This window comes from Rhizobium sp. BK313 (assembly GCF_014193655.1).
Lineage (GTDB): Bacteria > Pseudomonadota > Alphaproteobacteria > Rhizobiales > Rhizobiaceae > Rhizobium.
The window spans coordinates 644,121-666,265 of the sequence record NZ_JACHZQ010000001.1 but is presented as its reverse complement, the minus strand read 5'-3'; the positions used below and the strand labels follow the sequence as shown (position 1 = coordinate 666,265).

At 59.4% G+C, this 22,145-nt stretch carries 18 protein-coding genes and 1 pseudogene; 12 read left to right on the top strand and 7 right to left on the bottom strand.

Going from position 1 to position 22,145, the window contains the following annotated elements:
• Window positions 1-179: 179 nt before the first annotated feature.
• Together FHT86_RS03160 and FHT86_RS03155 are read right to left on the bottom strand one after the other, a co-directional pair.
• A complete protein-coding gene (locus FHT86_RS03160) occupies window positions 180-941 on the bottom strand; it encodes an N-acetylmuramoyl-L-alanine amidase (RefSeq protein ID WP_133705489.1) in 762 nt (253 codons plus the stop codon).
• Window positions 938-1,648, bottom strand: coding sequence for a J domain-containing protein (locus tag FHT86_RS03155; protein WP_133705488.1), 711 nt, complete (start codon window positions 1,646-1,648; stop codon window positions 938-940). Before FHT86_RS03155 ends, FHT86_RS03160 begins: the two co-directional genes overlap by 4 nt.
• Before the next feature lie 287 nt (window positions 1,649-1,935).
• Here FHT86_RS03155 and FHT86_RS03150 point away from each other — a divergent pair, with 287 nt between their 5' ends.
• From FHT86_RS03150 to FHT86_RS03140, 3 genes are all read left to right on the top strand, one after another.
• Entirely contained in the window at window positions 1,936-3,147 is a 1,212-nt protein-coding gene (locus FHT86_RS03150) for a pyrophosphate--fructose-6-phosphate 1-phosphotransferase (RefSeq protein ID WP_133705487.1), read from the top strand.
• A gap of 59 nt (window positions 3,148-3,206) precedes the next feature.
• Window positions 3,207-3,842, top strand: a complete 636-nt coding sequence (locus FHT86_RS03145; protein ID WP_133705486.1) for a LysE family translocator — start codon at window positions 3,207-3,209, stop codon at window positions 3,840-3,842.
• A gap of 115 nt (window positions 3,843-3,957) precedes the next feature.
• Entirely contained in the window at window positions 3,958-5,115 is a 1,158-nt protein-coding gene (locus FHT86_RS03140; protein ID WP_133705485.1) for a lytic transglycosylase domain-containing protein, read from the top strand.
• Window positions 5,116-5,149: 34 nt separating this feature from the next.
• Here FHT86_RS03140 and FHT86_RS03135 read toward each other — a convergent pair whose 3' ends face one another.
• Window positions 5,150-6,538 (bottom strand): serine hydrolase, encoded by a 1,389-nt coding sequence (locus FHT86_RS03135; protein ID WP_133705484.1) that lies wholly within the window; start codon window positions 6,536-6,538, stop codon window positions 5,150-5,152.
• 190 nt (window positions 6,539-6,728) lie between these two features.
• Here FHT86_RS03135 and FHT86_RS03130 point away from each other — a divergent pair, with 190 nt between their 5' ends.
• From FHT86_RS03130 to FHT86_RS03110, 5 genes and pseudogenes are all read left to right on the top strand, one after another.
• Window positions 6,729-7,976: a DUF3419 family protein gene (locus FHT86_RS03130; RefSeq protein ID WP_133705483.1), complete on the top strand. Its 1,248-nt coding sequence runs from the start codon at window positions 6,729-6,731 to the stop codon at window positions 7,974-7,976.
• Window positions 7,973-8,647, top strand: a complete 675-nt coding sequence (locus FHT86_RS03125; RefSeq protein ID WP_133705482.1) for a class I SAM-dependent methyltransferase — start codon at window positions 7,973-7,975, stop codon at window positions 8,645-8,647. The genes FHT86_RS03130 and FHT86_RS03125 overlap by 4 nt, the downstream gene beginning before the upstream one ends.
• A 218-nt stretch (window positions 8,648-8,865) precedes the next feature.
• Window positions 8,866-9,657, top strand: coding sequence for a GH25 family lysozyme (locus FHT86_RS03120; RefSeq protein ID WP_133705481.1), 792 nt, complete (start codon window positions 8,866-8,868; stop codon window positions 9,655-9,657).
• 79 nt (window positions 9,658-9,736) lie between these two features.
• Window positions 9,737-10,981 (top strand): lytic murein transglycosylase, encoded by a 1,245-nt coding sequence (locus FHT86_RS03115; protein WP_133705480.1) that lies wholly within the window; start codon window positions 9,737-9,739, stop codon window positions 10,979-10,981.
• A gap of 165 nt (window positions 10,982-11,146) precedes the next feature.
• Window positions 11,147-12,072 (top strand): annotated as a pseudogene (locus tag FHT86_RS03110) (DMT family transporter).
• A 471-nt stretch (window positions 12,073-12,543) separates the two neighbouring features.
• On the opposite strand, the gene metF reads toward FHT86_RS03110, so the two are convergent.
• The 4 genes from metF to FHT86_RS03090 form a co-directional block, all read right to left on the bottom strand.
• Window positions 12,544-13,446: a methylenetetrahydrofolate reductase [NAD(P)H] gene (gene metF, locus FHT86_RS03105; protein WP_133705479.1), complete on the bottom strand. Its 903-nt coding sequence runs from the start codon at window positions 13,444-13,446 to the stop codon at window positions 12,544-12,546.
• 1 nt (window position 13,447) lies between these two features.
• On the bottom strand, window positions 13,448-14,473 hold the full coding sequence (locus tag FHT86_RS03100) for an ArsR/SmtB family transcription factor (protein ID WP_133705478.1): 1,026 nt from the start codon (window positions 14,471-14,473) through the stop codon (window positions 13,448-13,450).
• A gap of 193 nt (window positions 14,474-14,666) precedes the next feature.
• Complete coding sequence (gene ettA / locus FHT86_RS03095; RefSeq protein WP_133705477.1) at window positions 14,667-16,316, bottom strand: energy-dependent translational throttle protein EttA; 1,650 nt, start codon at window positions 16,314-16,316, stop codon at window positions 14,667-14,669.
• Between the two features lie 125 nt (window positions 16,317-16,441).
• Entirely contained in the window at window positions 16,442-17,191 is a 750-nt protein-coding gene (locus FHT86_RS03090) for a ribonuclease T2 family protein (protein ID WP_133705476.1), read from the bottom strand.
• Window positions 17,192-17,357: 166 nt separating this feature from the next.
• Here FHT86_RS03090 and FHT86_RS03085 point away from each other — a divergent pair, with 166 nt between their 5' ends.
• Genes FHT86_RS03085 through FHT86_RS03070 form a run of 4 tightly spaced genes read left to right on the top strand, consistent with a single transcriptional unit; the run spans window position 17,358 to window position 22,143 of the window.
• Window positions 17,358-18,290, top strand: a complete 933-nt coding sequence (locus tag FHT86_RS03085; protein ID WP_133705475.1) for an alpha/beta hydrolase — start codon at window positions 17,358-17,360, stop codon at window positions 18,288-18,290.
• An 18-nt stretch (window positions 18,291-18,308) separates the two neighbouring features.
• Window positions 18,309-19,268 (top strand): DMT family transporter, encoded by a 960-nt coding sequence (locus FHT86_RS03080; RefSeq protein WP_133705474.1) that lies wholly within the window; start codon window positions 18,309-18,311, stop codon window positions 19,266-19,268.
• A gap of 17 nt (window positions 19,269-19,285) precedes the next feature.
• Entirely contained in the window at window positions 19,286-20,488 is a 1,203-nt protein-coding gene (locus FHT86_RS03075) for a CaiB/BaiF CoA-transferase family protein (protein WP_133705473.1), read from the top strand.
• Entirely contained in the window at window positions 20,485-22,143 is a 1,659-nt protein-coding gene (locus tag FHT86_RS03070) for a thiamine pyrophosphate-binding protein (protein ID WP_133705472.1), read from the top strand. The genes FHT86_RS03075 and FHT86_RS03070 overlap by 4 nt, the downstream gene beginning before the upstream one ends.
• Window positions 22,144-22,145: the final 2 nt, after the last annotated feature.

Sequence of the window (22,145 nt, the reverse complement as noted above, 5' to 3'; positions counted from 1 at the left end):
CCCCGTTATTCTTTACGGCCGCGCGACACACAAACGAGATTTGCGCGACCGCCGTTTAGCGAGCGTCGTTAGACCAGCGCAATGCGGAGATAATAGGGAAATGATGTGGCGCTGCAGCACGTTACGCATTTTGAGCGTTACGGCGCCTCTGCCATCGCAAAAATGAGGTCAGCCTACCCTTAGGAAAAGCGAGGCAGCGCGGACAGCAAACGATGCAGCGTGTCGATGGTCGAAAAATCGGCAATCCCGTCCACGCGCTCTTGGCGGAAATGGCGCTGAAAGGCCTCGACGTCCCCTTCCAGCTTCGTGGAGAATTCGCCTGTAATTTCCGTGCCGTAACCATAGAGCGAGAGCATCGATTGCAGCGCCTCGATCGGCTGGCCGACATCGCCCTTCTGGAAGAACCGTCCACCAGTGATCGGCGCCGGTTCGACCCAATGACCGACGCCTGCTGCAGCCAGTCGTGCCCACGGGAATTTTTCGCCCGGATCGACCTTGCGGACAGGCGCGACATCGGAGTGTCCAAGCACACGCTCAGGTGAAATCGCCCAGCGCTGGCCGCAATCGCGACACAGTTCGATGACCGCTTCGATCTGCGCGTCGGGAAAGTCCGGCAGCCCGCCGGGATGACCGGCATTGGCAATTTCGATGCCGATCGACAACGAATTGATATCGGCCTCATTGTGCCAGACGCTTTTGCCGGCGTGCCATGCGCGGCGTTCCTCCGGCACGAGCTGGATCACGCGCCCATCCTCGAAAACGAAATAGTGGCTCGACACCTGGCTCTCGTCACGACAGAGCCAGTCAAGCGCGACTTCGGCCGTACCCATGCCGGTATAGTGCAGAAGGATCATGTCCGGCTTATGCCCGCCCCTGCGCTCGCCATGGTTTGGCGACGGCTGCACGCTGGCGCCGGAAAAATCTGCCGCAAAGGAACTCATGCGGCGCGGCGTTCTTTCTCGATTTCCGCATAGGCCGCATTGAGCGCCGCCATGCGCTCATTGGCGATAAGGTGGAACTCTTCCGGCACGCCGCGCGAGACGAGACGGTCAGGGTGGTTCTCGTAGACCAGGCCATGGTAGCGACGACGGATGGTCGTGAAATCATCCTGGGGCGACACGCCGAGCACCTTGTAAGGATCGCGGCCGCCGACACTGACGTGGCGCGCCATGATCTGCTCGAACCGCTCTTCACTCATATGGAAGATCTGGGCAATGTGCTGCAGGAAGGCTATTTCCTTCTCGTGGATCAGGCCATCGGCCTTGGCGATATGGAAGAGACCATCGAGCACGTCTTCCAGCACCGGGCAATTCTTCGTGCAGGTAACACAAAGCGACGATAGCTTCTCGGCATAGGCCTCGTAGCCGGCGACGTCCTGGCGCGCCAGATTATAAAGACGCGCGACGTTCTTCGCCTGATCCGGCGGAAATTCGAATATCTCCCGGAAGGCGTTGACCTCGTTCTCGGTCACCACGCCGTCGGCCTTCGCCATCTTGGCGGAAAGCGCGATGATGGCAACGGAAACAGCCACCTTGCGGCGGGTTTCCGGATCGCCTTCGAACACCGTACGGATGGCTTCAACCACCGCCGACAGGGCATTGCCAGCGGTGCCACCAATAGCATTCAGCAATTTTTCCCAAAACGACATGATGGTCTCGACTACCCCTTCTGAATAGAAACACCTTGATCAAATAATGGTTGCGATTGCAAGCAGCCCATTGGTCGCACGGCGGAAAACACTTTTCACAATTCGGTAATGATGGCGTGTTTGAAGCCGCAATTTGTGATGCCGCACGATCGGCCAGCTGATCGCCCGGATGAAAAAACAATGGGCGCCTTTCTTAAATTCTTTACTTTACAGCAATGCCCGCCTGTCGCATCCATTCGGACGGCAATCACCGAAAATGAAGCAGCTCGGCTGCAAGGAGGATCCCCATGGCCAAACAAAAAGTCGCAATGCTCACCGCCGGCGGATTGGCGCCCTGTCTCTCCTCCGCGGTCGGCGGCCTGATCCAGCGCTACAGCGACGTGGCGCCCGATCTCGACATCATCGCCTATCGCTCCGGCTATCAGGGCGTTCTGCTGGCCGATCGTATCGAGATCACGCCTGGCATGCGCGAACGCGCCCATCTGTTGCACCGCTACGGCGGCTCGCCGATCGGCAACAGTCGCGTCAAGCTCACCAACGCCGCCGATTGCGTCAAGCGCGGCCTCGTCAAGGAAGGTGAAAATCCGCTGCGCGTCGCCGCTGAGCGCCTCGCCTCCGACGGCGTCACCATTCTTCATACGATCGGTGGCGACGACACCAACACGACGGCCGCCGATCTTGCCGCCTATCTCGGCGCCAACGGCTACGACCTGACCGTGGTCGGCCTGCCGAAAACGGTCGACAACGACGTCGTGCCGATCCGTCAGTCTCTTGGCGCCTGGACGGCGGCCGAAGTCGGCGCACATTTCTTCGACAATGTCAGCAACGAACAAACCGCCGCGCCGCGCACCCTCGTTGTCCATGAAGTCATGGGCCGTAGCTGCGGCTGGCTGACGGCGGCGACGGCCCGGGCCTATATCCAGAAGACCAGCGCCAATGAATATGTCGAGGGCTTCATGATGAACGCCGCCATGAAGAGCATCGACGGCCTTTATCTGCCGGAAATGGCCTTCGACATCGAAGCAGAAGTCGATCGCCTGAATGGCATCATGGACAAGACCGGCCAGGTGACTCTGTTCGTTTCGGAAGGTGCCGGCCTCGACGCCATCGTCGCCGAACGTGAAGCTGCCGGTGAAACCATCAAGCGCGATGCCTTCGGTCATGTGAAGATCGATACCATCAATGTCGGCAACTGGTTCCAGAAGCAATTCGCCACCCTTCTCGGTGCGGAGCGCTCTCTCGTACAGAAGTCGGGCTACTTTGCCCGCTCGGCGCCCGCCAACGGCGAAGACCTGCGTCTTATCCAGGGCATGGTCGATCTCGCGGTCGAAAGCGCATTGAATAAAGTGTCCGGTGTCACCGGTCACGACGAAGGCCAGGGCGGCAAGCTGCGCACCATCGAATTCCCGCGCATCAAGGGCGGCAAGCCCTTCGATCTGTCATTGCCGTGGTTCGGCGAGGTCATGGATCATATCGGGCAAAAATACGCACAGTCCTAATTGACGGATCATAAATCCAATGTCTTTGCTGGCGGCGAATAGGAATAGAGGAGGATTCCATGTCCATCGAAACCTGGCTCGCTTTCGCCGCCGCATCCTGCATCATGCTGGCAATCCCCGGTCCGACCATTCTCCTTGTGATCTCGTATGCACTCGGCCATGGTCGCAAGACGGCACTGGCAACCGTGACCGGCGTGACGCTTGGCGATTTCACGGCGATGACCGCCTCGCTTGCCGGTCTTGGCGCACTTCTCGCCACTTCGGCGACTCTGTTTACGATTCTCAAGCTGATCGGCGCAGCCTACCTCATGTTTCTGGGAATCAAGCTCTGGCGTGCCCCGATCGTGACCGGCCCGATAGGCGATAACGACAATCTTCCAGAGGAAAAACCACTGAAGATTCTGTTGCACGCTTATGTTGTGACGGCATTAAACCCGAAGAGCATCGTCTTCTTCATCGCCTTCGTGCCGCAATTTCTCGACATGTCGAAGCCGTTCCTTGAGCAGACCCTTATTTTGGAGGCGACTTTCCTGACTTTGGCAGCGTTGAACTCATTGCTTTACGTTTTCATCGCCGACATGGCCCGTGGTTTTATCCGCAAGGCAAGCGTGCAACGCGCCGTCAACCGGACAGGCGGAACCCTGTTGATTGCGGCCGGCGCAGTGACCGCCGGATACCGCCGGATGGCCGCTTGAGGCCCGTCCAGGGTTGCGGGGCGATCACGGATAGGTTAATGGGGGATTCATAAATTTATCAACCCTGTGACTGATTTGCATCGCAGGGAGGTTTGGTTTTTTCGAAAGTGACAGAATGGTAACGATCGGATTTCCCAGCCTGAAGCGCAGCGTTGCCTTTTCGGCAATGATGTGCGGCGTCCTTGCGGGGTGTGCAAGCACTCAGCAACAGACGTCCCAGGCAGAACTCCCGTCGGCACAAACCAACGTGCCGCATCCGAATACAAACCCGGCTACGGTCGGTGCTGCATCGTCTTTGGGCGGCGCAGCGATGGCATCCACCACACCGGCAACAGGCCCGCAGATCCAGCCGCAGCAGCAGGCAGCATTGATGAAATCCGATCGGATTGTCGCCGGTTCGGTTGATCAAAATCAGGTCCAGGCAGCCCAGGACCGCATGGCCGCTCCGGTGGCGAATGCGCCGACCACAGTGAATCAAGGCACCGTCGCCATTGCGGCCGCGACCGGCGCGCCCACGGCAAACACGTCCGCAGCGGCCGCGTATGCGGCCTCCGACGAACCGGTGGTCCCCGCCGTTGTTGCCATCCCGATCCCGAACCCGGCCCGTCCGGGCGATACCGCGCTTCTGCCCGTATCGAGTTCAGTGGCTGAGGGGCAAGCGACCATTCCGATGACATCGGACATAGCGGCGATCCAGTCCGTCGTTCCGACACCCCGCCCCGATGAAAATGCGCCGATCATGGCGCCTGCTGAAGTCGCCTATGCCGCACCCACGCAGATCCCCGGGATGGGTTATGCGGATACCCGCATGCACTACGATTTCAACTTCGATGCCAGCGGCCCCACGGTCGTTTCGGCAGTGCTGACCACTCAGAATTACGATTCCGATGTGCCGCCGGCGGAGAAGACCTACGTTTCGAAGCTCATCCAGAAATACGCCAGACTTTATGAAATTCCGGAATCGCTTATCCATCGCGTTGTCCATCGCGAGAGCCGTTACAATCCGAACGCCTATAACAGGGCCGGCTATTTCGGCCTGATGCAGATCAAATACAACACGGCTAAGTCGATGGGTTACGAAGGCCCGCCTTCAGGCCTGCTCGATGCGGAGACCAACATCAAATATGCCGCGAAATATCTGCGCGGCGCATGGATGGTGGCGGACAACAAGACTGAGAACAAAGAAGCCAGTGCTGTTCAGCTCTACGCACGCGGCTATTATTATGACGCCAAGCGCAAGGGCCTGGCGGACATAGCCCACGGCAACTACTGATCATCCCCGATCATTCTGCCAGCGCCGGTCGGACCTAGGTCTTGGCCGGCGTTGTTATATCCAGAATCCTCTTCAGCAGAATTTGCGGCTTGTAGTCCACCCAGCCCGGCGTCAGTCCCATGCGCACCAACACGAGATTGGCTGATGGTACGATAGCGACGCTCTGGCCATCATGTCCGAGCATCCAGAACGTATCCGTCGGCAGGCCGAATTGCGCATCCGAGCCACCCGGCCCTGCAAGCCAAGCCTGAACCTGCGTATAGATGCCCTCCGATGCCGTCGTAGGTGTACGCATCGCGCCGACAAAGCCTTCCGGCAACAGGCGCTGCCCCTTCCAGACACCATCCTGCAGCAGGAATTGCCCGAAGCGCGCCCAATCGCGCGCCGTCGCATAAAGATAGGAGCTGCCGACATAAGTGCCGCGCTCATCGGCTTCCAACACCGCGCTGGACATGCCGAGCGGCGCGAACAGCGCATCACGCGGATAGGCGATGGCAGCACTCTCATTCGGAAGCTTGTTCATCCAAAGCCTTGAGAGCAGCGTCGCCGTACCGCTGGAATAATTGAAGCGTTCGCCGACCGCGGCCTCTTGAGGCGCGTCGGCGGCAACCCTCGTCGAGTCCGGCTCGAGATAGAGCATGCGCGTCACGTCGGAGACAGCGCCATATCCTTCATTGAAGGCCAGCCCGCTCTCCATGCCGAGGAGATCGCTGAGCTTGATGTTCTTGCGGGCATCGTTGCTCCATTGCGGAAAAAGGTTCTGATCGTCGAAGGACATGCGGCCGGAAAGCATCAGGCGGCCGATGATGGCGGCATTGACCGTCTTCGTCATCGACCAGCCGATCAACGGCGTGCCCTTGTCGAATCCGTCGCCATAGGCCTCAGCGACGATGCGGCCATCCTTGACGACAACGATGGCACGCATTGCAGGGCCGGCAAAGTCGGAATTGGCAACGAGCTTCGAGAGCGCGACACCGGTTTCATCCTGACCCGGCGTGACCTTATCGCCGTCCGGCCAAAGTGAATCGCTTTTGGCCGCCTTCACCTTATTGAGGAAGACTGCGCTGCGTGCCGCCGGCAGATCGCCGTCGGGCACCGTCGTGCAACCGAGCGCGCCACGATAGAGTGCATAGTTTGGTGCAAACATGCCGAAGAAGCGGGCGGTTACCACCCCATCCTCTCGATTAACCGAGACCCGGATGAGTTTCAGCGCCGGATTACCCGGTGCCTGCACATCATTGGCCAATATCTGCTCGGGATCGCGCTTGGCGATAAAGGTATTCGAGCAGACGATTTTGGCGGCGTAGCCATCGCCGACCCTCAGCAATTCCGGTGGCGAGACCGAAAGCCAGACGGCACCACCTGCGACAATGATCAGCAGCAGAAGAAAAAGAGCCCCGATCACTCTCGATATCAAACGCATGTCACACACCCTCCGAAAGCATGCGGAGACAATCAGGAAACGCTGCAATATGAAAGGCCTATCGTCATCACAGCGCTGCAAATGTCAGCGAGACGGTCCTACGGCTGGGTCTACCAACAGCCGACGTCATCAGACTGTAGCATTGCCGGGTTACACGCCCTGAACCTGACAAATTGGTGACAAGACTCAGATGACGGAATTCGCCCCGGATGCCGGTGTCCGCAAGAACCGGAAAGTCAAGGAAGCTGTTCTGCAACACAAAGCCCTGTCGAAGGCTGGCTTTTCCGAACGCCTGTTCGGCATGCTGTTTTCCGGCCTTGTGTATCCGCAGATCTGGGAGGATCCAGATATCGACATGGAGGCGATGGAGCTTCAGCCGCACCATCGTATCGTCACCATCGGTTCCGGCGGCTGCAACATGCTCGCCTACCTCTCGCAGAACCCGGCTTCGATCGATGTCGTCGACCTCAATCGTCATCACATCGCGCTGAACAAGCTCAAGCTCGCTGCCTTCCGGCTGCTGCCCGCTCATGCCGATCTGGTGCGCTTCTTCGGCACGCCCGGCGTCAGCGCCAACAGCCAGGCCTATGACCAGTTCATTGCGCCGCGGCTGGATCCGGCAACCGCTTCCTATTGGGACGGCCGCGATATGTATGGCCGCCGCCGCGTTACCGTGTTCAACCGCAACATTTACAAGACGGGCCTGCTCGGACGCTTCATCGGCGCCGCGCACGTGTTGGCACGCCTCCATGGCGTCCGTCTCGCCAAGATGACGGAAGCGCGCACGGTCCGCGAACAGCGGCAGTTTTTCGACGACGAGATTGCGCCGATCTTCGACAAGCCGATGGTGCGCTGGCTGCTCGGCCGCAAGAGCTCGCTCTTCGGCCTCGGCATCCCGCCGCAGCAATACGACGAACTTGCAAGCCTTGCCGGTGACGATTCCATCGCGGGCGTCCTGAAGCACCGCCTGGAAAAGCTGTCGTGCCATTTCCCGATGCGTGACAATTATTTCGCGTGGCAGGCCTTCGCACGGCGCTATGCGGCCCAGCATCAGGGACCGCTGCCGACCTATCTGAGGCCCGAGCACTACGCCGCCATTCGTGCCAATGCCGATCGCGTCGACGTACATCACGCCAACTTCACCGAACTTTTGGCGTCCAAGCCCGCCGCTTCGCGCGACCGCTATATCCTGCTCGATGCGCAGGATTGGATGACCGACGAACAGCTCAACGACCTCTGGGCGGAAATCACCCGCACGGCCCGCGAAGGCGCCCGCGTCATTTTCCGCACCGCCGCCGAAAAGAGCATCATCGAAGGCCGTCTCTCCCCCGCCATTCGCGACCAGTGGGTCTATTTCGAAGAGCGCTCGCAGCAGCTTAACGTCCGCGACCGCTCGGCGATCTATGGTGGCTTCCATATCTACGGGAAAAAAGCGTGAGCCAGGCGGACACAGGTCTCCAGACAAACTCGAAGAACCATGCCGGACTGATGGACGGCATGTATCGCTACCAGCGGCATATCTACGACCTGACCCGCAAATACTATCTCTTCGGCCGCGACCGCACCATCGCGCACCTCAACGTGCCTTTCGGCGGCTCTCTGCTGGAAGTAGGCTGCGGCACCGGCCGCAACATGCTGCTTGCGCATCGCCGCTTTCCATCGGCCAGGCTATGCGGCCTGGACATCTCCCAGGAAATGCTGATCTCGGCCCGCAATAATTTTCGTGGCCTGAAGCAGACGCCGGACTTCCGCGTCGCCGATGCCACTGCCTTTTCGGCAGCCGATTTCGGTGTCGACGGTTTCGACCGCGTCATGATCTCCTACGCTCTGTCGATGATCCCCGATTGGAAGAGCGCAATCGATGCCTCGCTCGATGCGGTTAACCCCGGCGGCGAACTGCATATCGTCGATTTCGGCCAGCAGGAGCGCCTGCCTGGCTGGTTCCGCACGATGCTGAAGGGCTGGCTGAAGAAGTTTCACGTCACGCCGCGAGCCGACCTCCGTACCGTGCTGGAGAATCAGGTTCAGGCGCGTGGTGCGAAGCTGATGTTCGAAGAGATCGGACGGGGTTACGCATGGAGAGCCGTCGTCATTAAGCCCGGCGCCTAGCCAAAAGAGTGGAATTCGGCATGAAATTCGCTCAAGCAGCATTCCAAGTATAAGAATTTACTTGAAGATAACGCATTTTTTACGTTGATATGGTGAAAAAGTGGCAGGGTCGGCTGACAACAGCTTGGTCCGTCGCCTCTTTTGGATTTTTGGGGACCACAGATCACGGAAGCCAAACCTTGGGGCAGCAAGATTACTCGCGCCATAACGGGATATCCATGCGCAGGCTTCTGTCATGCTTACTGCCGCTCGCCCTCCTGCTGAACAGCTGCACCATGGGCTATGACAGCTTCCAGACCGCGTCGCTAGCGAAGCCGCGTTTCAAGGATACGAAGCCGCAGGACTTCGGTCGCGACCATCCAGAACGCCGCCCTATCCACGGTATCGATATCTCGAAATACCAAGGTGACATCAACTGGCAGTCGGTGAAGAGCTCCGGTGTCGCCTTCGTCTTCATTAAGGCGACCGAAGGCAAGGACAGGATCGATCCCCGTTTCAGCGAATACTGGCAGGAGGCCAATACGGCCGGTATTCCCTACGCACCCTATCACTTCTATTACTTCTGCTCGACTGCGGACGACCAGGCCGACTGGTTCATCCGCAATGTGCCGAAAAACGCGATGATGCTGCCGCCAGTGCTCGACGTCGAGTGGAACCCCGGCTCCCCGACCTGCCGTACCAGACCGGACCCGGAAACGGTGCGGACGGAAATCAAGCGCTTCATGGATCGCCTTCAAGCCTACTACGGCAAGCGCCCGATCATCTATACCTCGGTCGACTTCCATCGTGAAAATCTTGTCGGTTACTTCAAGGATTATCAGTTCTGGGTCCGGTCGGTCGCAAAGCATCCCAAGGAGATCTATGCCGACCGCAGCTGGGCTTTTTGGCAGTATACATCCACCGGGCTTATCCCTGGTATAAAAGGACCGACGGATATCAATGTCTTCGCCGGTTCTGAACAGAATTGGCACAACTGGGTGGCGGCAGTACAGAAGCAGGGAAATTCTTGAGACTGCCTGAATTTCTCTCTTGCTTCTGTCACAATCTTCTGTGAAAGCGACCTTATTCTGTCAGCAAAAAGGATCGCCTATGGCCCCCTATACCATCAGACGCAGCGCACTCGCGTTGGTCTTCGCTTCAGCCATGGCGAGTGTGGCAATGGCGCAGAACGCGACTCCTGCCGCGGCGCCGAATGCAGGTGGAACCAATGCCCCACAAGTGGCCTGTGGCGGGGACCTGTCTTCCTTTCTAGCCGGCGTCAAAGCCGATGCGATCGCTGCCGGCGCGGATGCTGCTGCCGCGGACAAGACCCTCGCCGGTGCGCAGATCGACCAGAAAGTCCTCTCCATGGACCGCGGCCAGGGCGTATTCCGCCAGACCTTTCTCGAATTCTCGCAGCGCACTGTCAGCCAGGCCCGCCTGGATATCGGTCGCCAGAAGATGAAGCAGTATGCCGACGTCTTCGCCAAGGCCGAGCAGGATTACGGCGTACCTCCCGGCGTCATCACAGCCTTCTGGGCCATGGAAACCGACTTCGGCGCCGTTCAGGGCAATTTCAACACCCGCAACGCCTTGGTCACCCTCGCACATGACTGCCGCCGGCCGGACTTCTTTCGTCCGCGCCTGATCGCGCTGATCGAATTAGTGCAGCGTGGAGATGTCGACCCGGCAACAACGACAGGCGCATGGGCCGGCGAAATCGGTCAGACGCAGATGCTGCCTCCCGATATCATTGCCTACGGCACCGATGGCGATGGCGACGGTCACGTCAATTTGAAGACAAGCGCACCCGACGTCATTCTGACCACGGCAAGATTTATCCAGCATCTCGGCTTCCAGCGCGGTCAGCCTTGGCTGCAGGAGGTCACGGTGCCGGATAATCTGCCCTGGGAGAAATCCGGCATTGGGGGCACGCTCACGGCGGCCGACTGGTTCCAGCTCGGCGTCAAGCCGCGCGACGGCAACACGAGTTTCGGCTCGCTTCCGGCCGCCCTCATACTGCCGCAGGGCCGCAAGGGCCCGGCTTTCCTGACATATCCGAATTACAACGCCTATCTCGGATGGAACCAGTCGTTCATCTACACGACGTCCGCGGCCTATTTCGCCACGCGCTTCAGCGGTGCTCCGACCTACAACAAGGGCACACCGGAAGCGGGCCTGAACGACGTCGATATGAAGGCGCTTCAGACCAAGCTCACGGCACGGGGCTACGATGTCGGCAAGATCGACGGCATTCTCGGCTCGGGTACACGCGTCGCCGTCCAGAAGGAACAGTTTCGCCTCGGCCTTCCCGCCGACGGTTGGGCGACGCAGTCACTGCTGAACGCGCTCTAACCGCTACTGCTCTGCTACGAAAGGCGGCCACTGGCCGCCTTTTTGTTTTGTGGAACCGACAATTATCCGGTGACTTTTCGGCATCTGATCGGGGCTCGGCAAGAAACGGGTGGAAAGCGCCTCTCCTTCCGCCAAGATAAGCCCACGATGGCGGAGGCAGACCAGATGAACACCACCAATGGCATGAACGCATTGACCTGGAGCCTGCTGCTGGTGCTCGGGTTGATCTGGGGCGGCTCGTTCTTCTTCGCCCGCATCGCCGTTCATTATGTGCCGCCGTTTACGCTGGTTTTCCTCCGCTTGTCTCTGGCGGCAGTAGCGCTGCACGCCTACATCGCCGGCCGTTTCGGAATCTACGATTTGCTGCGAGCACATTGGCGGCAGTTCCTGTTGCTGGGCCTGATTAACAACGCCGTGCCGCATGCGCTGATCTTCGTCGGCCAAACGCACATGGGCGCTGGGCTCGCATCATCCTGAACGCGACGACGCCGATCTGGACCGTATTGATCGGCAACCACTTCACCACCGACGAGCGGTTGACATCAGCCAAACTCGCCGGTTGCCTGACAGGGTTCGTCGGCACAATCGTGCTGCTCGGCCCAAGCATGACAAGCCGCGCCGAGGTTCCGCTCTGGGCGCTGCTGCTGCCGATTCTCGCTGCGGTTTCCTATGGCTTCGCCGCGATCTACGCCAAACGTTTCAAAGGCATGGCGCCACCTGTTATTGCGGCAGGTCAATTGACCGGCTCCGCGGCTCTCATGCTACCGGTGGCCCTTTTGCTTGATCAACCCTGGACCTTGGCAACACCGCCGGCCAGCGCGCTCGCCGCCATTCTCGGAATGGCACTATTGTCGACCGCCTTCGCCTATATCCTCTATTTTCGCATCATGGCGCTTGCTGGCGCCACCAACGCCTCGCTGGTGACCCTGCTCGTACCGCCGAGCGCCATCCTGCTCGGCTCTCTCTTTTTGGGCGAGCGACTGGGCATCGCCGAAATCGCCGGCATGCTGCTGATCAGCGCCGGCCTGCTCATTCTCGACGGGCGGATTTATGCGCGCATGCGACCGAACGCGAGAACGAGTGGCCTCTAGCTCAAGCAACAGTCTGCCTGACCAGCCTGCGAATCGCAAACGGCACGATTCGTGGTTCAGCGGAAGACATCCGCCTTAATCTTATTCACAGCTAAATTAACGCTACATTAAATTTCGTGAATGGCGCGCCATTCAAAATTTTCCATAAATAACAACAACTTACTGGATTATCACGACTCAAAACCTGCGTAACCTACCGCGACGCAGCATCGAATTCGCTTTCCAAGCGACACATTTCCGACATAGACTTTAACAGTTGACTGAGGAGGAAGACATGGGATTGACGCGATCCATCAACGTCCTAGTGGTCAGTGCAGCGTTCGTATTCGTGGTGACGATGCTTTTCATCTGACGAAGTAACGAACAACGCAGGCAGCCGTACTCCTGAAAGCTAACAAAACAACCTATTCCCTTTAAAAAGCGCATGCCGGAAATCGGCATGTGCTTTTTCATGTTCGCATGCCAGCTTTGTCAGGCTGCAGCGCCGGCGCGTGCATCCGCCTTGCGCCGGATGCCCAACCGTTCGAGAACCGCTGAGACGAGCGGCGAGCGATTCATTGTGTAGAGATGAAACTCATGGATGCCGCGACGAACCAGGTCTTCGATCTGCTCCGCGGCGACATCCGCGGCAACGCTCGCCCGCTTATCGGCAAGCTCGTCGAGGCCGTCAAAACGCTCGTCCAGCCAGGAAGGGATGCTGGTGCCGCAGGCGCCGGCAAAGCGCTTCAACTGCGTCAGGTTCTGTATCGGCATGATACCGGGCACGACGGGAATCTTGACGCCGACAGCGCGAACGCGGTCGTGATAGCGTTCAAAGGCATCATTGTCGAAGAAGAATTGGGTCAAGGCCCGGTTGGCGCCATTATCGGCCTTGCGCTTCAGCATGTCGATATCGGCGGCAGTGTCCCGGCTTTCCGGATGCTTTTCCGGATAGGCCGACACGGAAATATCGAAATCACCACGTTCGCGCAATGCCGATACCAGTTCGGCGGCATTGGCATAGCCGCCGGGATGCGGCTGGTAAGCAGAGCCGACGCCACCGGGTGGGTCACCACGCAACGCCACGAACCGGCGGACCCCAGCGGCGAGGAAATCGTCAATGACGCGATGCGTATCCTCGCGCGTTGCGCCCACGCAAGTCAGATGCGAAGCGGTCGTGAACGGTGTTTCGTGAATCATCCGGCGCACGGCGGACAATGTCGGCGCCTTCGTCGAACCGCCGGCGCCGTAGGTAACGGAGACGAACTCCGGTTGCCACTCGGTCAAATCTGCGACCGTGTTCCACAATTGCGCCTCGGCCTCTTCCGATTTCGGTGGGAAGAATTCGAAGGAAATGCGGATGCCACGCTGGCCGTTTTCAGTCTTTGAAGACATATCAAGCTCTCCCGGCAAGAACAGGGGACGACTGGCGGTCCTGCCCGGCAGCAATCAGCAGCCGCGGGTCGCGCGCCAGCCAGATCGTGACCGTCAGCGCTTGACCGCCCTCCCTCCCCGAATGAAGGTCCAGCACCTGCTCGACATCGAGCCCCGCCAGTTTCAGCCATTCCGATATGGTCTGATGCGAGAAACCGAGTCTCAGATGCGCATGTTCATCGCGTAGATACTCCAGCCCATGCGGGGCGAGATCGATGATCACCAGCCGGCCGCCGGGCCTGAGCATTCGCGCCGCCTCGTTGATGGCGATCTCCGGCTGGTCGAGGAAATGCAGCACCTGATGGATGGTGATCAGATCGAAATCCTGCGCCTCGAGCGGCAGATTGAAGATGTCGCCATGCCGCACCGAAGCGGCGGTAATGTTCGATCGATCGAGATTGGCGCGCGCCACGGCCAGCATGTCGCGGCTGGCGTCGATACCGACTGCGCGGCGATAATGGCCCGCCAACAATTGCAGCATCCGGCCCGTACCGGTGCCGAGATCGAGAAAAGAATCTATCTGCTGCGGGCCTATCAACTCAATCAAGGCCTTATCGACATCCTCGTCGGCCACGTGCAGGCGGCGCAGTTCGTCCCATTCGGCTGCATTGCGGCTGAAATAGGCTTGCGCCCGCTCGGCACGAATACGCTTGACGGCGGAAAGGCGTTCACCGTCGCGCAACAATACAGGATCATTTTCGGCCGCGTGCCGGAGAAGCGTACGCACGAGGATGACGGCCTTGCCCTCCTGCTTCAGACGGAAATAGGCCCAGGCGCCCTCCTGATAGCGATCAATCAGGCCGGCCTCGCCGAGCAGCTTCAGATGCCGCGAAATACGGGGCTGTGACTGGCCGAGAATTTCGGTAAGATCGGTGACGGTGAGATCGCCGGCAGCAAGAAGCGCCAGCAGACGCAGCCGCGTGGGTTCGCCTGCCGCCTTCAGCACATCCACCAGATCGTCCAAACCGAATTTCACCAGATCCGTCATCCACCACCCAATCAAGATATAAAGATATCTTTATGTGATTTGCTCGCGCTCTGCAAGAGCGAATTGGTTCGTAAGAGAATTCGACGTCGGAAATCTGTTAGTTTCTGTCGGCGGGAGAATATGCGCATCCTGTGTGAAGACAAAGAAAAACCCCGGACGAGCCGGGGTTCTCGATAGACCGAAATCCGTGAACTTAACGCGTCAGCCGCTTGTAGGTCACGCGGCTCGGATTGATGCTTTCGACGCCGAGGCGGCGCATCTTGTCCTGTTCGTAGTCTTCGAAGTTACCTTCGAACCATTCAACATGGCTGTCGCCTTCAAAGGCGAGGATATGCGTCGCCAGGCGGTCGAGGAACATGCGATCGTGGCTGATGATCACGGCGCAGCCCGCGAAGTTTTCAAGCGCAACCTCAAGCGCACCGAGCGTTTCGGTGTCGAGGTCGTTGGTTGGTTCGTCGAGCAGCAGGACATTACCGCCGGCCTTCAGCATCTTGGCAAGGTGCACGCGGTTGCGCTGGCCGCCGGAAAGGTTGCCGACCTTCTGCTGCTGGTCGCCACCCTTGAAATTGAACGTCGAGCAATAAGCTCTGGAGTTCATTTCATATTTTCCGAGTTTGATGACTTCGGCGCCGCCAGAAATTTCCTCCCAAACGGTCTTGTTGCCGTCAAGCGCATCACGGCTCTGGTCGACGTAACCGAGATGAACCGTGTCACCGATGCGGATGGAGCCGCTATCCGGCGTTTCCTGGCCGGTGATCATCCGGAAAAGCGTCGTCTTGCCGGCGCCGTTCGGGCCGATGACGCCGACGATACCACCCGGCGGCAATTTCAGCGACAAGTCTTCGATCAAGACACGATCACTATATCCCTTGGTAATGCCTTCCATTTCGATCACCACCTGGCCGAGGCGTTCGCCAACCGGGATGATGATCTGCGCGTCGCCGGGACGCTGATTTTCGGCAGCGTCGACCAACTGGTCATAGGCACGGATACGGGCCTTGGATTTCGCCTGCCGTGCCTTCGGGCTGGAAGCGATCCATTCCTGTTCGCGGGCAAGAGCTTTCTGGCGGCTCGCCTCTTCGCGGCCTTCCTGCAGCATACGCTTCGCCTTTGCCTGCAGATAGGCAGAGTAGTTGCCCTCGTAGGGAATGCCGCGGCCGCGGTCCAGTTCGAGGATCCAGCCGGTGACGTTATCGAGGAAGTAACGGTCGTGGGTGACCATCAGCACCGCACCCGGATAGGCACGCAGGTGCTTTTCCAGCCAGGCGATCGTTTCCGCGTCGAGATGGTTGGTCGGTTCGTCGAGCAGCAGAACATCCGGCTGCGACAGAAGCAACTTGCACAGCGCCAAACGACGGCGTTCGCCGCCGGAGAGGTTGGTGACGTCGGCATCGCCCGGAGGGCAGCGAAGCGCGTCCATCGCCATTTCCACCTGGCTTTCGAGGTCCCAAAGGTTCTGGCTGTCGATGATATCCTGGAGCTTGGCGCCCTCTTCCGCCGTCTCGTCGGAATAGTTCATCATCAATTCGTTGTAGCGATTGAGGATCTCGGTTTTCTTGGCGACGCCTTCCATGACGTTCTCGAGCGCGGTCTTGGCTGGATCGAGCTGCGGCTCCTGCGGTAGGTAGCCGATCGTGGCGCCTTCAGCCAGCCAGGCCTCACCGGTATATTCCTTGTCGAGGCCGGCCATGATGCGCAAGACGGTCGACTTACCGGCGCCGTTCGGGCCGAGAATGCCGATCTTGGCGTCGGGATAAAAGGAGAGATGAATATTTTCCAGGATCTTTTTGGCGCCATAGGCCTTATTCAGACCGGCCATATGATAGATGAACTGACGTGCCATAGCTTGGGTTGCTCCACGGGCGGATAACATTGCGAATTGTGCCGCTATGTAGGCGAAACCCCGCCCTCGGGCAACGGCGAAACCTTGTCCGAGGGCATTTATCCGCGCCGAACCGTCGCTGGATCTCAGAAACCTGCCGCGTCCACCACGCCTTGATCGCAGCCGAATGATGTGCTGCCGGCGTTCTGGATCAGTTGCTCGAGCCGCGGCTCGCCGTCTTGCGATGGCCGGATGGCATCCTCCGACAGACCGATCGTCAGTTCCGAGATCACGCGCACCTTGCCGACCCGGCGGCAGCTCATCTTCACGCGATCGCTGGCGCCTTCGCCAAAGCTCTTGTCGAAAGCGGCCTTGATGGTTTCGGCGTCGAGTGTCTTGCCGATATTCTGCGCAAAAAGATCGCGCACGGCAGAAGCATTGAGTTCATTGATCAAACCGATCGCAGCCCCGAAATAATCATCAGCGCTGAGCTTGGTGCAAGTGCCGTGTCTGATCCACTCATGCCGCTCCAGACCGGATTGAGTGCCGGGCATGACTTTGTCCAGCGCAGCCTTGGTTTGCGCGGACAATTGAACAGCCGGCAAGTCTTTCCAGTCGCTACTGCGATCGGACTGCTTCAGATCATCGGAAACATCGCAATATTCCTGCCGCATCGGCCAAAGACCGTGCAGGGAAAAATTCTTGGCATCAAAGTCATTCGGTGACTGATTTCGGCACTCTGCCTTCTTTTGGTTCGTCGCGCAGAAAGCCGGCTCCCAACTTGCCGCCAGAATAAATCGCGTCCGACCCCGGCTATTCTCCTGCGCCATCACACTCGTCGACATCACCATCGCGGCCAGAACCGCAACTGCAAACCCCTGAAGCCAATGCCTCATTCCACGCCTCCAAACAGAACAATATGAGAACAAATAAGCAGCTTGATTGGCTGGACGCAACCCTGAATCGCAAACGTCGCGGAGATTTATTTCTGTGAGCTTCACCTACCCTCCATTGCAATCCTGCCGGCAATGACCTTTCGTCCGGCATGGGGAGGAAACGCGCATGTTTGCCGAAACGAGGCATCTGGATAGTCCGACGGGCGCGACACTCGCCTATCATCATTCGCCGGCACAGGGCGGCGCGCGTGGCGTGCTTCTCATCAGCCACGGCCTTGCCGAACATTCCCGTCGCTACGAGCATTTCGCCGAAGCCATGGTGGCACACGGCTATCATGTCTACGCCCATGATCACCGCGGCCACGGAGAGACGATCGCTGCGGACGCGCCGATCGGCCGCTTTGCCCGGAGAGATGGTATCGGGCAGGTTATTGCCGATGTGCTGGCAATGCGCGAGCTTGCCGCCGCCGCCCATCCCGGCCTGCCGGTCATCCTCTTCGGCCATTCCATGGGCGGCCTGATCAGCCTCAACGTGGCGGTGACGCATCCCGATAAATTCGATGCGGTCACGGTTTGGAACTCGAACTTCAACCCCGGCCTTTCCGGGCGCGCGGCGCAGGTCATCCTGAAGGCGGAACGCATGCTGAAAGGTTCGGACGTACCGAGCGGGCTGCTGCCGAAGCTGACATTTGACGCCTGGGGCCAATCGATCGCGAACCGCCGCACTAAATTCGATTGGCTGTCGCGCATTCCTGCGGAGGTGGATAAGTACATCGCCGATCCGCTCTGCGGCTTCGATGCCTCGGTCTCGCTGTGGCTGGACATTTTCGAACTGACCTTCCGCGCACCACAAAAAGCCCATCTCGATCGGCTTCGGCGCGAGATGCCGATCCACCTCATCGGCGGTGGGCATGACCCGGCGACGAACAATGGAAAAGCGATTTCCTGGCTGTCAAACCATTTGAAAAAGGCCGGATTCTCACATATCACCATGTCCATCTATCAGGACATGCGGCATGAAACGCTGAACGAGATCGGCGCGGCCGCAGCCATTTCGGATTTTTCGGACTGGTGTCAGCAAGTGACGGCAAGAGCCTGATCCCAAAGGAAAGTTAGAATGAATGCCATCGGCGGTTCCCTGCCCCGTTTGCGTCAGTCGGAGCTGACATTCGGCTTGATGATGATGTTCCTGTCGGTCGTCCTGTCGCCGATCATCGACATCTTCTCGAAGCTCGCCGCCGTCACTGTTCCGCCGGCGGAGGTCACCGCCGCCCGCTTCATCCTCCAGTGGCTCTTCGCGTTGCCGATGATGGCCTTGCGCGGCCAATGGGGCTCATGGTCGCTGCGCCGCAGCGGAGTACATGCTATTCGCGCCGGCGTGTTGACGTTGTCGATGGTCTCCTTCGTCACAACCCTGCAGGTCATGGAGGTAGCCGACGCCATCGCCATTTTCTTCGTGGAGCCGATCATGCTGACCATCCTCAGCAGCATCTTCCTGAAGGAGACGATCGGTTGGCGACGTTATACGGCCTGCGCTGTCGGCTTCTTCGGCGCTATGCTGATCATTCAGCCGAGTTTCGAGGAGGTCGGCTTCGTGGCTCTGCTACCTGTCGTCACCGCACTCTGCATCGCCGTCTATGTGATGATCACGCGCGTCGTCTCGCATAGTGAGGATGCCTGGCCGATGCAGTTCCAGACCGGTGTCTGGGGTATGGCGATCTGCCTCGTTCTGCTCGCGATCGGCCACGGCACTGGCTCGCCAGTCATCGATTCCGTCATGCCCGATGGCACCGCGATGCTCTATCTTCTTGGTGTCGGCGTCACCGCCGCGGTCGCCGGCGTTCTCACCGTCCATGCCTATCGCGCAGCCCCGGCATCGACACTGGCGCCGCTGCAATATTTCGAGATCGTCTCCGCGACGATCTTCGGTTGGCTGGTCTTCGACAACTTCCCGGATCTGATCAAATGGGTCGGTATTTTTATCATCATCGCCTCCGGCCTCTATATCCTCTGGCGCGAGCGACGCTTTGCTTCCAAGCCCGTATCCGATACATCTGAGACCACTTTCGCGCCCTAGCCGCCCTCTGGACCGACATGACCGATCATAAGACCAAGAAACCGCCCCTTTCCGGCATTCGCGTCATCGAATTGGCCCGCGTTCTTGCCGGCCCCTGGGCGGGACAAATGCTGGCCGATCTCGGCGCCGATGTCATCAAGGTGGAGAACCCGGACGGGGGTGACGACACGCGCCAATGGGGGCCACCCTTCGTCGAGGGCAAGGATGGGGAAAACCTTTCGGCCGCCTATTACCATTCCGCCAATCGCGGCAAACGCTCCGTCATCGCCGATCTCAAGACTGAGGAAGGCCAGGCTCTCGTTCGACGGCTGGTCATGACCGCCGACGTGCTGATCGAAAATTTCAAACTTGGTGGCCTGGTGAAATACGGGCTCGATTACGAGAGCCTTAAGAAGATCAATCCCGGATTGGTCTATTGTTCGATTACCGGCTTCGGCCAGACCGGTCCCTATGCCGCTCTCGCGGGCTACGACTATATTGTCCAGGGCATGTCCGGCTTCATGTCGATCACCGGCGAGCCTGACGGGCAGCCGATGAAGGCAGGCGTCGCGATCGCCGATATCTTTACCGGCATCTATGCGGTCTCCGCGATCGAAGCGGCATTGATCCACGCGCTGAAGACCGGTGAAGGCCAGCTTGTCGACATGGCGCTGCTTGATGTCCAATCCGCCGTGCTCGCCAATCAGAACATGAACTATCTGATCTCAGGCAAGGCTCCCACACGCCTCGGAAATGCCCATCCCAATATCTCGCCCTATGAGGTTGTGCCGACCGCTGACGGTTATCTGATCCTTGCTGTCGGCAATGACGGACAATTCCGTCGCCTCTGCGCGATCCTCGGCATCGATACGCAGGCAAATGATGAGCGCTATGCAACCAACAAGGCCCGCGTCGCCCATCGCCACGATGTCCGCGCTGTCATCTCTGCAAAAACGCTTTCCTGGAAGAAGGCGGATCTGATGAAAGCCTGCGAGGACAATGCCGTGCCGGCCGGCGCGATCAATACGATCGAAGACATGTTCGCCGATCCGCAGATCCAGGCTCGTGGCCTGCGGATCGATCTCGAGGATGCCGCCGGCACCGTCATCCCGAGCGTGCGCACGCCGGTCGTCTTGTCGGAAACGCCGTTGACGTATACGCGGCCGAGCCCGCGTCTTGGCGAGCATCAGGAGGAGGTTCTGGCCGAATTGGCGGAACTGGAAGGAAAGGCAAAACTATGAAACGCACCGGCGGCCAGCTCATCGTCGAAGCACTGAAGGCAAACGGCGTCCGACGCATCTCCTGCGTTCCCGGCGAAAGCTTTCTTGCCGTGCTCGATGCGCTGCATGACAGCGATATCGACGTGCTCGTCTGCCGCCAGGAGGGCGGTGCGGCGATGATGGCGGACGCTTGGGGCCGTCTGACGGGCGAACCCGGCATCTGCATGGTTACCCGTGGCCCTGGGGCAACCAACGCTTCTGCCGGCCTTCATATCGCGCGACAGGATTCGATCCCGATGATCCTTTTCATCGGCCAGGTGCAGCGTGATGCCCGCGAGCGCGAGGCCTTCCAGGAAGTCGAATTCCGCCGCGCTTTCACCGAATTCGCCAAATGGGTCGGTGAGATCGATGACGCCGCCCGCATTCCGGAATTTGTCACCCGCGCCTTCGCCGTTGCGACATCAGGCCGGCCCGGCCCGGTGGTGCTGACCCTGCCCGAGGACATGCTGCGCGACGAGGTCGAAGCCCCGCATGCCAAGCACTATATGCCGGTGGCAGCCTATCCCGGCCGCAACCAGATCGACGATCTCTATCTGCGCCTGATCGCAGCCGAGCGACCGATGGTCATCCTCGGCGGCACGCGTTGGGACGAGGATGCGGTTGCCGATCTCAGAAGCTTTGCCGAACGCTTCAAGCTGCCGGTCGGCTGCTCCTTCCGCCGGCAGATGCTGTTTGATCATCTGCATCCGAATTACGCTGGCGATGTCGGCATCGGCATCAATCCGGCGCTGGCAAAGGAGATCAAGGAAGCTGACCTCCTGATCTTGCTCGGTGGCCGTTTCTCGGAAATGCCGTCCTCCAGCTATACGCTGATGGACATCCCCTACCCTCAGCAACAGCTTATCCACATTTATCCCGATCCATCTGAGCTCGGCCGCGTTTACCGCCCGGATCTGGCGATCTGCGCCAGCCCCGCCGATTTCGTGGCGGCACTCGCCGATCTGGAAGCGCCCGCAGACCCGCGTTGGGCAGAGCGGACGGCGCGCATGCACGCCGCTTATCTCGCCTGGTCGAAGACGCCGGAAAAGAGCCCCGGCGCCGTGCATATGGGCCGCATCATGGACTGGATAGAGGCCAATACCGCGCAGGATACGATCTTTACCAACGGCGCCGGCAACTATGCCACCTGGCTGCACCGCTTTCACCGTTTTCGTCGCTTCAACACCCAGGCCGGGCCTGCGTCGGGTTCGATGGGTTATGGCTTGCCGGCGGCGGTTGCCGCCAAGCAGCTCTTTCCCGAGCGCGAAGTGATCTGCTTTGCCGGCGATGGCTGTTTCATGATGCACGGCCAGGAATTCGCGACCGCCGTGCAATATCACCTGCCCTTGATCGCGCTGGTGATCAATAACGGCATGTACGGCACCATCCGCATGCATCAGGAGCGGGAATATCCCGGCCGCGTCAGCGCCACGGCGCTGAACAATCCGGATTTTGCGGCCTTTGCCCGCGCTTACGGCGGCCATGGCGAAACGGTGAAGACCACCGAGGAATTCGGCCCTGCCTTTGAACGCGCGCGCGCCAGCGGCAAGCCGGCAATCATCGAGATCGTGCTCGATCCCGAGGCGATCACGCCGTCACGCACTTTGACGGAAATTTCGCAAGCAAAAAGCCGGTGAGT

Bases quoted from the DNA above. Each gene is read 5' to 3' on its own strand.
- metF (WP_133705479.1), bottom strand. From the start codon at position 13,446: ATGTCTTCAAAGACTGAAAACGGCCAGCGTGGCATCCGCATTTCCTTC.
- FHT86_RS03120 (WP_133705481.1), top strand. From the start codon at position 8,866: ATGCGCAGGCTTCTGTCATGCTTACTGCCGCTCGCCCTCCTGCTGAAC.
- FHT86_RS03070 (WP_133705472.1), top strand. From the start codon at position 20,485: ATGAAACGCACCGGCGGCCAGCTCATCGTCGAAGCACTGAAGGCAAAC.
- FHT86_RS03080 (WP_133705474.1), top strand. From the start codon at position 18,309: ATGAATGCCATCGGCGGTTCCCTGCCCCGTTTGCGTCAGTCGGAGCTG.
- FHT86_RS03150 (WP_133705487.1), top strand. From the start codon at position 1,936: ATGGCCAAACAAAAAGTCGCAATGCTCACCGCCGGCGGATTGGCGCCC.
- FHT86_RS03155 (WP_133705488.1), bottom strand. From the start codon at position 1,648: ATGTCGTTTTGGGAAAAATTGCTGAATGCTATTGGTGGCACCGCTGGC.
- FHT86_RS03115 (WP_133705480.1), top strand. From the start codon at position 9,737: ATGGCCCCCTATACCATCAGACGCAGCGCACTCGCGTTGGTCTTCGCT.
- FHT86_RS03135 (WP_133705484.1), bottom strand. From the start codon at position 6,538: ATGCGTTTGATATCGAGAGTGATCGGGGCTCTTTTTCTTCTGCTGCTG.
- FHT86_RS03090 (WP_133705476.1), bottom strand. From the start codon at position 17,191: ATGAGGCATTGGCTTCAGGGGTTTGCAGTTGCGGTTCTGGCCGCGATG.
- FHT86_RS03100 (WP_133705478.1), bottom strand. From the start codon at position 14,473: ATGACGGATCTGGTGAAATTCGGTTTGGACGATCTGGTGGATGTGCTG.
- FHT86_RS03130 (WP_133705483.1), top strand. From the start codon at position 6,729: ATGACGGAATTCGCCCCGGATGCCGGTGTCCGCAAGAACCGGAAAGTC.
- FHT86_RS03140 (WP_133705485.1), top strand. From the start codon at position 3,958: ATGGTAACGATCGGATTTCCCAGCCTGAAGCGCAGCGTTGCCTTTTCG.
- FHT86_RS03075 (WP_133705473.1), top strand. From the start codon at position 19,286: ATGACCGATCATAAGACCAAGAAACCGCCCCTTTCCGGCATTCGCGTC.
- ettA (WP_133705477.1), bottom strand. From the start codon at position 16,316: ATGGCACGTCAGTTCATCTATCATATGGCCGGTCTGAATAAGGCCTAT.
- FHT86_RS03160 (WP_133705489.1), bottom strand. From the start codon at position 941: ATGAGTTCCTTTGCGGCAGATTTTTCCGGCGCCAGCGTGCAGCCGTCG.
- FHT86_RS03145 (WP_133705486.1), top strand. From the start codon at position 3,207: ATGTCCATCGAAACCTGGCTCGCTTTCGCCGCCGCATCCTGCATCATG.
- FHT86_RS03085 (WP_133705475.1), top strand. From the start codon at position 17,358: ATGTTTGCCGAAACGAGGCATCTGGATAGTCCGACGGGCGCGACACTC.